The sequence below is a fragment of the Microbacterium sp. RG1 genome (assembly GCF_005347485.1).
Taxonomy (GTDB): Bacteria; Actinomycetota; Actinomycetes; order Actinomycetales; family Microbacteriaceae; genus Microbacterium; species Microbacterium binotii_A.
The window spans coordinates 66,564-78,468 of the sequence record NZ_CP034121.1 but is presented as its reverse complement, the minus strand read 5'-3'; the positions used below and the strand labels follow the sequence as shown (position 1 = coordinate 78,468).

Annotated in this window: 8 protein-coding genes; 3 read left to right on the top strand and 5 right to left on the bottom strand. The window is 71.1% G+C overall.

The genetic code is table 11. The annotated features are described in order from the left end of the window. Positions 1 to 161 precede the first annotated feature (161 nt). Both EHF32_RS00360 and EHF32_RS00355 read left to right on the top strand, forming a co-directional pair. Entirely contained in the window at positions 162 to 614 is a 453-nt protein-coding gene (locus tag EHF32_RS00360; RefSeq protein ID WP_137416272.1) for a GNAT family N-acetyltransferase, read from the top strand. 260 nt (positions 615 to 874) lie between these two features. Continuing rightward, on the top strand, positions 875 to 1,717 hold the full coding sequence (locus tag EHF32_RS00355; RefSeq protein WP_137416271.1) for an endonuclease domain-containing protein: 843 nt from the start codon (positions 875 to 877) through the stop codon (positions 1,715 to 1,717). 130 nt (positions 1,718 to 1,847) lie between these two features. Here EHF32_RS00355 and EHF32_RS00350 read toward each other — a convergent pair whose 3' ends face one another. Beyond that, the gene (locus EHF32_RS00350) at positions 1,848 to 4,562 is read right to left on the bottom strand and encodes a cation-translocating P-type ATPase (protein WP_137416270.1); all 2,715 of its coding nucleotides are present in this window, start codon (positions 4,560 to 4,562) and stop codon (positions 1,848 to 1,850) included. 131 nt (positions 4,563 to 4,693) lie between these two features. Between EHF32_RS00350 and EHF32_RS00345 the strand changes: the two genes are divergently transcribed. After that, positions 4,694 to 5,659, top strand: a complete 966-nt coding sequence (locus tag EHF32_RS00345) for an acetylxylan esterase (RefSeq protein ID WP_137416269.1) — start codon at positions 4,694 to 4,696, stop codon at positions 5,657 to 5,659. Positions 5,660 to 5,694: 35 nt separating this feature from the next. Here EHF32_RS00345 and EHF32_RS00340 read toward each other — a convergent pair whose 3' ends face one another. The 4 genes from EHF32_RS00340 to EHF32_RS00325 all read right to left on the bottom strand — a co-directional run bounded on the left by EHF32_RS00340 (position 5,695) and on the right by EHF32_RS00325 (position 11,580). Then, positions 5,695 to 7,506 (bottom strand): ABC transporter ATP-binding protein, encoded by a 1,812-nt coding sequence (locus EHF32_RS00340; RefSeq protein ID WP_137416268.1) that lies wholly within the window; start codon positions 7,504 to 7,506, stop codon positions 5,695 to 5,697. Continuing rightward, the gene (locus EHF32_RS00335; protein WP_137416267.1) at positions 7,503 to 9,311 is read right to left on the bottom strand and encodes an ABC transporter ATP-binding protein; all 1,809 of its coding nucleotides are present in this window, start codon (positions 9,309 to 9,311) and stop codon (positions 7,503 to 7,505) included. Before EHF32_RS00335 ends, EHF32_RS00340 begins: the two co-directional genes overlap by 4 nt. Before the next feature lie 290 nt (positions 9,312 to 9,601). Continuing rightward, positions 9,602 to 10,093 (bottom strand): methylated-DNA--[protein]-cysteine S-methyltransferase, encoded by a 492-nt coding sequence (locus EHF32_RS00330; protein ID WP_137416266.1) that lies wholly within the window; start codon positions 10,091 to 10,093, stop codon positions 9,602 to 9,604. Further along, complete coding sequence (locus EHF32_RS00325; protein ID WP_137419052.1) at positions 10,090 to 11,580, bottom strand: AlkA N-terminal domain-containing protein; 1,491 nt, start codon at positions 11,578 to 11,580, stop codon at positions 10,090 to 10,092. The genes EHF32_RS00330 and EHF32_RS00325 overlap by 4 nt, the downstream gene beginning before the upstream one ends. Positions 11,581 to 11,905: the final 325 nt, after the last annotated feature.

Genomic DNA, 11,905 nt, shown 5'->3' with positions numbered 1-11,905 from the left:
GCGTCGAGGGTCAGCCGCCAGCCTATCGCACCCGGTCCGATTATCTCGATGTCGAGATATCTCCCCCTTCACCCGGCCCGGTTCTCACGGCATCCGCATCGCCGGGTTCACACGGCCCGCATCCCTCCCCGCAGGCGGGCGCCAGGCATTAGCCTGTGACCATGACCGAACTGCGCCTCGAAGAGCTGTCGGCCGCGACGATCGTCGCCGTGAACAACATGTCACTCAAACCCGGGCAGGAACAGTTCCTCGCCCCGGTCAGCTATGGGGTCGCGGCGACCGTGATCGATCCGCGCACCAGCTGGCAGCGCGTCGTGCTCGCAGGCGAGGACGTGGTCGGGTTCGTCAGCGCGAACTTCGATGAGCACGAGACACAGGAGTGGTTCCGCTCCGTTCTGTGGCGCATCAACGTCGACGCCGACGATCAGGGCCAGGGGATCGGACGCTTCGCCATCGAAGGTCTCATGAACGAGGCGCGCGAACGCGGCATGGATCACGTCGACGTCATCTACGAGGCGGGCGAGGGCGGCCCTGAGGCGTTCTTCCGCCGCGTCGGCTTCGAGCCCGTCGGCGAGACCGAGTTCGGCGAGGTCGTCGCGCGCATCGCTCTCTGACGCGGCCGCGCGCTCGGCGCGGTCGCCGCCGCATCCGGGTGGGCGCTGCGCGCGCGTCGGAGTTGCGGCGTGGCGCTGCGCGCGCGTCGGAGATCTGCCCGGATGTCGGAGGTTCCGGCCGGAATCCTCCGACGCGAAGGGGAATCTCCGACCGGAAGCATCGAGCGCCCTTCCCTCCCCCGCGACCGCCCGGCTGCGTGTCGCGCACATCCTGCGCCGCAGCAACCCGCGTTGCGGCGCACGCCGTGGATGCTGGCGGGATGACGCTCGAGGACTGGCTGCGCACGCAGGGCGGCGTGGCCCACCGCGCCCTTGCCGCAGACGCGGGCTATGACGCCCGTCAGGTGCGCGCGCACGCCGCGACCGGCCGCATCCGGATCCTGCGACGCGCGTGGATCGCCACGGATGCCGCGCCCGCCGATCTCGCCGCCGCCGCGACGGCGGGTGGGCGGGTGGCATGCGTGTCCGCCGCGCGCCATCGGGGATGGTGGCTGCCCCCGCTGGTCGACCCCGCCCTGCACCTGCATCTGCCGCCGCATGGGCGTTCCGGCGACGTCCCCGCCGGAACCATCGCGCACTGGAGCGTGCCCGTCGCGCCTGCGGGCCGATTCGCGCTGGTGGAGTCCGTGGAGGACGCTCTCCGGCACGTGGCGGCGTGCCTGGCGCCCGAGGCCGCGCGCATCGTGTGGGAATCCGCCGTCCGGGCGGAGGGACTGTCGGTGGAGGCGCTACGACTCGTGCGATGGCGCTCGCCCGCCGCATCCGCCCTCGCGCGCGAGGTGACGGGGCTGTCGGACTCCGGGCTGGAGACCTTCTTCGTCGTCCGGCTGGGCCCGTGGGGACTGCCGATCCGGCAACAAGCGGTCGTCGCGGGTCACCGCGTCGATGTGCTCATCGGCGATCGACTGGTCATACAGCTCGACGGGTTCGCCCATCATCAGGGCGCCGCCCAGCGCGGGCGCGACATCGCCCATGATGCGGAGCTGCGGCTGCGCGGGTACACCGTGCTGCGCTTCGGGTACGCCCAGGTCGTCTACGACTGGCCGAGCGTGGAGCGCACGGTCGCCCGCGCCGTCGCGGCCGGCCTGCACCTGGTCCGCTGAGCGCACGCGCGTCGGAGAGCGACCCCGATGTCGGAGGTTTCAGCCCGCATCCTCCGACATTCACCCGAATCTCCGACGTACGGTGCCGCTCGACGTACGGTGCCGCACGCGAGCGCGCGCCGCACGCGAGTCAGGAGCGCCGGGCGCGGGCACGACGCAGGGCCTTGTCCGCCTCCACCACGACGGCGGGGATCACCGAGAGCGCGAGCGCCAGCAACCACTCGCCGCCGCTCAGGCTCGTCGTCATCAGCAGGTTCTGGGCGAAGCCGACCTCGACGCAGACGACGGTCAACGCGACGGGGATCCACATCCACTTGAGCGCGTCCGCCCATGGCGCCGTGAATCCGGATGCGGGGTCCCGCCGCATCGCCATCCCCGCCAGCACGGAACCCAGACTGATGACGACGAACGTCATCGTGACCGGGACCGACGCTTCGGCGGTGCGCGCCTCGCCCGGCGCCAGCAGGAGCGCGGCCAGCGCGGTGACGAAGATGCTGCCGCCGTACACGAGCCACTGCGTGATGGAGCCGCGGTTCGCGAGCGTCTGACGCACGTCGCGGGGCGGTCGCGACATGATTCCGTCCGGGTCGGGTCCGAATGTGATGGTCAGAACGGGGAAGAACGTGATGAAGGTGCTGAGGAAGATGACCATGAGCGGCGTGAGGGGCACGCCGTTGTTGATGTCGAGGACGCTGGCGGCCAGGAAGAGCAGAACGAGCGAGAACAGCGTCGACATCTGGTACCGGACGTAGCCGACGATCTTCTCGTAGATGCCGCGACCCAGCCGGATCGCTTCGACGAGGGTGCCGAAGTCGTCGTCCGTCAGGATCATGCGCGCGGCCTGCTTCGTGACCTCGCTCCCGGAGCCCATGGCGACACCGATGTCGGCCTGCTTGAGGGCCGCGGCGTCGTTGACCGCGTCGCCGGTCATCGCGACGATCTCACCGCGCTCCTGAAGCAGGCGTGCCACCCGCAGCTTGTCCTCCGGAGTCACGCGGCCGAACACGTGCAGCTCGGGCAGGCGTGCCGACAGCTCCGCATCGCTCAGCTCGCGCAGCTCCGAGCCGCTGATGGCGCCGGGGCCGAGGCCCAGCTCGTCGCCGATCGCGGCCGCCGTGACGGCGTGGTCCCCGGTGATCATGCGCACCTCGATGCCCGCCCCCGCCGCGATCCGCACCGCCTCGATCGCTTCGGGGCGCAGGGGATCGACGATGCCGACGAGTGCCACGAACACGAAGTCGTCCGCGAAGGCCATCGGATCGGCGATCGCCGCCTCCCGCTCGTCGTTCAGGATGCGGTAGCCGAACGCCAGCACGCGCAGCTCCTCGCCCGAGAGCCGGGCGTTGGCCGCGAGGATGTCGTCGCGCGCGTCCGCGATGGGCACGACCCCCTCCGCGGTCAGCGCGTGGCCGCAGCGATCGAGGACCACATCCGGTCCGCCCTTGATGGTCGCGACGAACGCGCCGGCGCCGTCCCACGGCACGTCGTGGCAGGTCACCATGAACTTGTACGCCGAGTCGAAGGGCACCTCCGCCACGCGCGGATACAGTCGCCGCGTCTCCTCGGCATCGGCGCCGAGCTTGGCCGCGAGCACCACCAGGGCTGCCTCGGTCGGATCTCCCACCACCGTGCCCGCATCCGACACCGTCGCGTCGCTGTTGAGGCACAGCCCGTACGCGAGCGCCGTGAAGTCGGGCACCTCGAGGCCCGCGGCATGACGCAGGGCGCCTGCCTTGCGGTATCCCTCGCCCTCGACCGAGAACCACTGGCCGCGGGCGTAGAGGCGGCGAGCGGTCATCTGGTTGAGCGTCAGCGTTCCGGTCTTGTCGGAGTTGATCGCGGATGTGGCACCGAGCGTCTCGACATCGCTCAGGTTCTTAACGACCGCCCGATGCTCGGCGAGCTGCTTGGCACCGTACGAGAGCATCACCTGCACGAAGGTCGGCAGCCCGGAAGGGATGGCGGAGACCGCCATGGCGATCCCCACGAGCAAGACCGTCTGGATCGACTCGCCGCGGGCGAATCCCAGCACGATCATGATCGCGACGGCGCCCCACGCGATGAGTCCCAGCACCTTCGTGAGCCCGTCCAGTTCCCGTTGCAGAGGGCTCCGTGTGCCGACGACGGCCGTGAGCATCCCCGCTATACGGCCCATCTGGGTCCGCATGCCGGTCTCCGTCACGACCATCACGGCGGTCCCGCGCGTGAGACTCGTGTTCTGGAAGAGCATGTTCTCGCGGTCACCCAGCGCGACGTCGGCGCCGGCCAGCGTTCCCGCATCCTTCGGCACCGGGGCGCTCTCCCCCGTCAGCGCCGACTCCTGCGTCTCGCAGGTCGCGCTGCGCAGGATGCGGCCGTCCGCCGGGACGAGATCGCCGGCCTCCAGGTGGACGACATCCCCGACGACGACGTCCGTCGCGTCGGTCTGGCGCAGCGTGCCCTGGCGGAGCACCCGCACCTGGGGGATCTGCAACTGGGAGAGGGCGTCGACGCTGCGACGCGCCGCGAGCTCCTGCCGCGTGCCGAGCACCACGTTAAGGCCCACGAGCAAGGCCACGACGACGGCGACGGAGGGCTGCGCGATGAGGATGCTGACCACGACGACGCCGATGAGCATGAGGTTCATCGGGTCGGCGAGCTGACGCAGCGCGATGGTCACCGCGCGGGGCGAGGGTGGCGCGGCGATCGCATTGGGGCCGTTCTCGGCCAGTCGCCTGGCCGCCTGCGCGTCCGACAGCCCCTCGCCGATGTCCGTGCCGAGCTCGGCCGCCACACGGTCGGCATCCATCGCCCACCACACTGCGGTTTCGGGCTGCGCGTCCGTCGGTGTCTCTGTGCTGCTCATGCCCCACCTCCCCGATCGCGATCATAGCGACGGGGCGGGAGGCGGCCACCGCGTCACTCTCGACGGATGAGCACCCCATTCTCCGGCCGCGGTGCCGCGGCGAGAACCCCGATGCCCCTATCGTGATGCTCATGCCGCGCTTCGACATGGATCCGCACGCCCTCCGCGAGTACCGGCCCGAGGTGCGCGAGCCCGCAGACTTCGACGCCTTCTGGGCCGAGACGATCGCCTCGTCCCGAGCCGCGGGCGAGGAGGTGCGCTACCAACGGGTCGCGTCGCCGTTCAGCCTTGTCGACGTCTACGACGTCACCTTCAGCGGCTACGCGGGCGAGCCGGTGCGGGCCTGGCTGACCGTGCCGGCCGGCGCGGACGAGCCGCTCCCCGCCGTCGTCGAGTACAACGGCTACGGCGGCGGACGAGGGCTCGCGGGCGAGCGTCTCGGCTGGGCCAACGCCGGCTACGCGCACCTGCTGATGGACACCCGCGGCCAGGGCTCCATGTGGGGAACCGGCGGTGACACCCCCGACCCGCACGGCACCGGCCCGTCGGTCAGCGGCTTCATGACGCGCGGCATCGAGGATCCCGCGCAGTACTACTACCGTCGCGTGTTCACGGATGCGGTGCGCCTGGTGGATGCGGCGCGCACGCTCGACATCGTCGACGCCGACCGCGTCGCGGTGTGCGGAGGCAGCCAGGGCGGCGGGATCGCGTTGGCCGCGGGCGCACTGTCCGAGGGACTCGTCGCGGTCATGCCCGATGTACCGTTCCTCTGCCACTTCGAGCGGGCCGTGGGGCTCACGGACGCGGATCCGTACCATGAGATCGTGCGCTACCTCGCGGTGCACCGCCACACCGAGGAGCGCGTGTTCACCACGCTGTCGTACTTCGACGGGGTGAACATGGCGCGCCGGTCCGAGGCGCCTGCCCTGTTCTCGACGGCGCTGCACGATCAGACGTGCCCGCCCTCGACGGTCTTCGCCGCCCGCAACCACTACGCGGGCGAGGCGGACATCGAGGTCTACCCCCACAACCAGCACGAGGGCGGTCTCATGTACCAGTGGTTCGCCCAGGCGGAGTTCCTCGCCGCACGCGTGTGAGTTCGGGATGCGGCGGGTCGCCGCATCCCGAACCGTCACACGAGCGAGTCGCGCCAGGCGGCGTGCAGGCGCGCGAAGGTGCCGGTGCCGCCGATGAGCGCCTCGGGCGCGTCGTCCTCGACGATGCGCCCGTGCTCCATGACGAGCACACGATCCGCGATCGCGACCGTCGAGAGGCGGTGGGCGATGATGATGGCCGTGCGATCCGCGAGCAGGGTCCCCAGAGCCGACTGGATCTGGCGCTCGCTCGGGATGTCGAGCGAAGCGGTCGCCTCGTCGAGGATCAGCACCGCCGGGTTCGCCAGGAACGCGCGCGCGAAGGAGATCAGCTGGCGCTGTCCCGCTGACACGCGTCCGCCGCGCTTGTTCACGTCGGTGTCGTAGCCGTCGGGCAGCGCCTCGATGAACGCGTGCGCGCCGACGGCCATCGCCGCATCCCGCACCTCGTCGAGGGTCGCGTCCGGCTTTCCGAGCGCGATGTTGTCTGCCACCGTGCCGCTGAACAGATACGCCTCCTGCGTGACCATGACGATCGCGCGGCGCAGATCCGCCGAACCGAGCGTCCGCAGGTCCACGCCGTCCAGCGTCACGGCACCGCGGGTCGGGTCGTAGAAGCGGGAGACGAGCTTGGCCAGTGTGGACTTCCCCGCCCCCGTGGTACCGACCAGGGCGATCGTCTGACCCGCAGGCACATCCAACGAGAAGTCGGGCAGTACGACCCGCCCGTCACCGTAGCCGAACGCCACGTCATCGAAACGGATGGCGCCGCGCGGGCGCTCCAGCGCGACGGGATGCACGGGCTCGGGAACCGTGGGCTCCTCCTCCAGAACGCCCGACACCTTCTCCAGCGCCGCTGCGGCCGACTGATAGGAGTTGAGGAACATCGCCACCTCCTGCAGCGGCGAGAAGAAGTTGCGCACGTACAGCACGGCGGCCAGCAGCACACCGATCTCCAGCGCCCCGCCGGCGACACGGATGCCGCCGAAGAGCAGGACCGCACCGAGACTCAGTGTCGAGATCGCCATCAGCCCGGGCTCGAATGTGCCGAACAGCCGGATGGAGCGCATGTTCACGTCGCGGTACTGCTCGCTCAGCTCGCCGAACTCGACGTCGCCGCGCTTCTCCTTGCGGAACGCCTTGACCGCACGGATGCCGGTCATGGTCTCCACGAAGTGCACGATGACCTTCGCACTGATCACGCGCGACTCGCGGTAGACCATCTGCGAGCGGCGGTAGAACCAGCGCATGAGCAGGCCGAGCGGGATGCCCATGACGATGAGCACGACCCCGCTCTGCCAGTCCAGCAGCAGCAGCGCGATGAGCGTGAAGGCACCGAACAGCACACCCGAGACGAGTTCGTTGAGACCGCCGTCGAGGAGCTCCCGGATCGTGTCGAGGTCGCTCGTCTGGCGCGAGATGATCCGCCCCGACGTGTAGGACTCGTGGAACTCGAGGCTCAGCCGCTGCGTGTGGCGGAAGATGCGGGTGCGGAGGTCCAGCATCACCGCCTGCGTGAGGCGTGCCGCGACCACCGCGTACCACCCGATGAGGGCGGCACCCAGCAGCCCGGACACGAGATAGACGGCCACCACGCCGATCGTGGGCAGCCAGTCCAGCTCGTCCAGCACCGCCGGCAGCGCGTTGTCGATACCGAATGCGATCAGCGCCGGACCGACCACGCGCAGCGCCGTCGAGACGACGAGCACGACAGCGGCCAGGACGAGCTTGCCGCGCAGCGGCGCGACGAGCGAGCCGAGCAGCCGCATCGAGCGGCGCCGGATCTCCCGGCTCTCGGCGCGGGTGTAGTCGGAGCGGTCTTCGCCGCTCGTTCCCGTGACGGTACTCATCGCACCTCCTCCTTCTCCTGCTCGTCCAGACTCGAGATCACGTGCCGGTAGTGCGCCGAGGAGCGCATCAGCTCGCTGTGCGTGCCCACCGCCGTGACCCGACCGTCCTCCAGCAGGGCGACGCGGTCCGCGAGCGCAACGGTCGAGGGCCGGTGGGCGACGATGAGGGCGGTCGTGTCGGCCAGGACCCGACGCAGCCCCTCCTCCACGCGTGCCTCCGTGTCGACGTCGAGCGCCGACAGCGGGTCGTCGAGCACGAGCACCGACGGCCGCGCGGCGACCGCACGGGCCAGGGCGAGACGCTGGCGCTGGCCTCCGGAGAGACTCAGCCCCTCCTCCCCGATCACGGTGTCGACGCCGGAAGGCAGACGCTCGACGAACTCGGCCTGGGCGACCTCCAGCGCTTGGCGCAGCACGCGCTCGCCCTCCGGCGACGCCGCATCCAGGTCGTCGCGTCCGAGCAGCACGTTCTCGCGCACGGAGGAGGAGAAGAGAGTCGCCTCCTCGAACGCCATCGAGATGTGCGTGCGCAGCTCGGCCAGGGTGAGGTCCCTGACATCGACGCCGTCCAGCGTCACGCGCCCGCCGGTCACGTCGTACAGACGGGTCGGCAGGGTGGTCAGGGTCGTCTTGCCCGACCCGGTGAGGCCCACGAGCGCCATCGTCTCGCCCGGCTCGAGGGCGAGGTCGATGCCGTCCAGCAGGTCGCGCTGTGCGTCCGGTGCGTCCTGATAGCGGAAGTGGACGTTCTCGAACACGAGCCGCCCCCGCGGGTTCTCGAGTGAGACCGGCGTGACGGGGTCGTCGATCGTGACCTGCTCGTCGAACACCTCGAACACGCGGTCGGTGGCGGTGCGCGCATCCAGGAGGAAGGAGAAGAGGAAACCGATCGACTCCATGGGCCAGCGCAGCACCGTCGCCATCGCGAAGAAGGCGAACAGCTGGGCGACGGAGAGCTGGCCGAGCTGAGCGAGCACGATCCCCGCCGCCAAACACAGCGCGAAGGCGATCTCGGGCAGCAGGACGAGCCAGAACCAGATCAGGCCGATGGCCGTGGCCTTGCGTAGCTCGGTCCGGCGCAGCGTCTCGGCCTGGCGCGCAAACTTCGCGAGCGCGTGGGATCCGCGCCCGAACGCCTTCAGCACGCGGATGCCGTGCACGCTCTCCTCGACGGCGGTCGCGAGGTCTCCCGCCTGGTCCTGGCTCTGGCGGGCGAGCACCCCGTACTGCTTCTCGAAGCGGTACCCGGCGTACCAGAGGGGCGCCGAACACAGCAGGAAGATCGTGCCGAGCACCCAGTGCCACTGGAACAGCAGCACCGACCCCAGCGCGATCGTGAGCACGTTGACGACGAGCAGGATCACGCCGAAGGCGAGCCAGCGTCGGATGAGGCTGATGTCCTGCATCATGCGGCTGAGCAGCTGACCCGACTGCCACCGGTCGTGGAAGGCGACGGGGAGTCGTTGCAGGCGCGCGGCGAAGCCGGTGCGCAAGGCGTACTCGACCTTGGTCGAGGGCGCGAGCACGAACCAGCGACGACCCCACACGAGGGCGGCCTCGGCGAGCCCGAGCCCGATGACGGCGAGCGTGCCCCAGAGGATCTGCGTCGGATCGGCGGAGGCGATCGGACCCGCGACGACACCCTCGAGCACGAGCGGGATCATCAGGGCGACGACGCTGGCGGCGAGCGCGCTGACGGCGCCGAGAACGAGCGGACGCAGCACGGGACGAACGAACGGCAGGAGCCTCGCGAGGGCGCGAAGCGTGGACGGCTCGGTGGACGAACGAGAGGGTGTGGAACTCATGATCCTCGAAGAGAGCGTGCGACAGCTGTGCCGCAGAAGGATGAGGTCGCACGCAGAGGTGCGGCGGCTCGGAGAGGGAGAAGGCCGCTCGGAGGCGGCGGGCGGCAGCTACGCGAAGCGCGCGGGCACCGCGAGGACGGCGGGGATTACCGCAATGGCGAATGCCTGAGTCATATCGTCCTCCTCGAGTGCACGGATGCCGCGGCGAGTGCGCGCGACAGCCCTCCAGCCTATGCTGTGTGTTCCCTGAGTGCAACGATCAGTTCCGCGCGGACATTCCCACGCGCGGATCAGGCGGCCTCTCGGGCGAGCAGACTGCGTTTCACGTCGACGCCCCACGCGAAGCCGCCCAGCCCGCCGCCGGTGCGGAGCACGCGGTGGCACGGCACGAACAGGGCCGGCGCGTTGCGCGCGCAGACGGATGCGGCGGCGCGCACCGCGCGGGGACTGCCCAGCGCCGCGGCGAACTCCGCATACGTGAGAGGCTGCCCCGGCTCGATACGTCGCAGCATCCGCCAGCCCGCGAGCTGCCCCGCGGTGCCCGTCTGGTGCACCTCGACCTCGTCGATGGCCCGCACGTCTCCGCCGTAGTACGCGGCCACCGCATCCAGGGCGTCGACCGCGCCCTCGACGATCCCCACGGGTCGATCCGCCGCGCGCACGCGGGCGACGATCACCTCGTGGTCGGCGCTCCAGCCGGAGGCGAGGACCCGCTGCCGATCGTCGACGAGAGCGGTGAACGCTCCGTCGGGGGTGGCGATGGTGGCGATGTGCGCGGTCATGCGATGCGGCTCTCGTTCGGGAGGTGGGCGGGACGGGGGATCTGCGCGGGCACGGCTGCGACGGCGGCCCAGAGGTGCGCGGTGAGGTAGCTGCGCCAGGGTGCGGCACGGACGGACCAGGCGGTCAGGGCGCGGGGCTCCGCGGGGAGCCCGAGCCGGGCGGCGCCCGTACGCACGGCGACGTCGCCGGGGAGGAACACGTCGGGATCGCCCGTGACCCGCATCCGCACGTAGTCGGCGGTCCACGGTCCGATCCCGGGCATCGCGAGCAAGGCCGTGCGCTGATCGTGGGCGTCACCGCCGGCGTCGAGCACGAGCGAGCCGTCGGCGAGGGCGGCGGCGGCGCCCACGATGGCCCGGATGCGGGCGGCGGGGCCGCGCAGCACCTCTGCGCCGCGCTCGGCGATCGCCGCCATGGTCGGGAAGAGCAGGTCGGTGCCCTCGTGCGCGGGCACCCGCTCCCCCAGGTGCTGCGCGAGAGCGGCGAGGGCCGTGCGCGCCGCGGCGACGGTGATCTGCTGGCCGACCATCGCGCGGATGAGCATCTCGTGCGGGTCGGCTGCGCCGGGGACGCGGATGCCGGGAAGCGCGGCGACACGCTCGGCCAGCTCGGGGTGGGCTGCGAGCGCCTGATCGACGGCGAGCGGATCCGCATCCAGGTCGAACAGCCGACGCACCCTCGTGACCAGCTGCGGCAGGTCGGCGAGCTGTGAAAGGCGGGCGCGGAGGCGCAGCGCGTCTCCGTCGCGGCGCACCTCGAACCACGCGTTTCCGCCGGCCAGGCGAAGGGTGCGCGCGAAGGTCGTCGCCGTGACTGTCTCCACGCCCGGGAGCGCACGGGCCGTCATCCACGCGAAGATGCCGTCGTCGTCGATCGGACGCCGGTGCGCGAGGAGCAGATCGATCTCACCGGGGGTCGCGCGGTTCTCGGACCTCCGGCGCGCGCGCAGCGCGAGCGGTGTCATCCCGAACACCTCGCGGACGGTGTCGTTGAACTGCCGCACGCTCGCGAAGCCGGCGGAGAAGGCGACGTCTGCGGCAGCCAGGTCCGTGCCGACGAGGAGCATCCGTGCCGTGTGGGCGCGATGGGCCCGGGCGAGCGCGAGCGGTGGTGCGCCGAGCTCGGCGGTGAGGATGCGGCCGAGCTGCCGCGACGAGTAGCCGAGCCGGCGGGCGAGCCCCGGCACGCCCTCGCGCTCGATGACGCCGTCGGCGATGAGGCGCATGGCACGCCCGGCGACATCGCCGCGGAGGTCCCATTCCGGCGATCCGGGCGCGGCCTCGGGCAGGCAGCGCTTGCAGGCGCGGTAGCCCGCCTCATGAGCGGCGGCGCTCGTCGGGTAGAACGTGACGTTCTCGGCGCGCGGCGTGCGCGCCGGGCAGCTGGGACGGCAGTAGATGCCGGTCGTGTGCACCGCGGTGACGAACTGGCCGTCGAAGCGCGCGTCCCGCGCGTCGATCGCACGGTAGCGCTCGTCGAAGGTCATCGCGGAGGTGGGCACGTCCCCAGCCTGTCACGCCTCCCCGACACCGGCTCGCGGTTTTCGGACACGGCAGCGTGGCCCGTGCCGCCGGCCCAGCCTCCGTGCCCGTGCGGCCCAGCCCGGGGGCCGGGGTCCGCGGGGCGTGCTGCACGGGGTGCGCCGTCTCTTCCCGCCCAAGTTGCGTCGCATGTGCGCAAATGCGACAGGTTTCCGCATCCGCGACAGACGTTCACTGTCGCATCTGCGTGAAGGTGTAGCGGATCCGCGGCACCGGAGGGGGCCCGCCTCGCGGATGCGGGGAGCCGAGCCCGCCCAGGTGACTGGCATG

Excerpts from the sequence above, each read along its gene's own strand:
- EHF32_RS00340 (WP_137416268.1), bottom strand. The coding sequence starts at position 7,506 with ATGAGTACCGTCACGGGAACGAGCGGCGAAGACCGCTCCGACTACACC.
- EHF32_RS00360 (WP_137416272.1), top strand. The coding sequence starts at position 162 with ATGACCGAACTGCGCCTCGAAGAGCTGTCGGCCGCGACGATCGTCGCC.
- EHF32_RS00350 (WP_137416270.1), bottom strand. The coding sequence starts at position 4,562 with ATGAGCAGCACAGAGACACCGACGGACGCGCAGCCCGAAACCGCAGTG.
- EHF32_RS00335 (WP_137416267.1), bottom strand. The coding sequence starts at position 9,311 with ATGAGTTCCACACCCTCTCGTTCGTCCACCGAGCCGTCCACGCTTCGC.
- EHF32_RS00355 (WP_137416271.1), top strand. The coding sequence starts at position 875 with ATGACGCTCGAGGACTGGCTGCGCACGCAGGGCGGCGTGGCCCACCGC.
- EHF32_RS00325 (WP_137419052.1), bottom strand. The coding sequence starts at position 11,580 with ATGACCTTCGACGAGCGCTACCGTGCGATCGACGCGCGGGACGCGCGC.
- EHF32_RS00345 (WP_137416269.1), top strand. The coding sequence starts at position 4,694 with ATGCCGCGCTTCGACATGGATCCGCACGCCCTCCGCGAGTACCGGCCC.
- EHF32_RS00330 (WP_137416266.1), bottom strand. The coding sequence starts at position 10,093 with ATGACCGCGCACATCGCCACCATCGCCACCCCCGACGGAGCGTTCACC.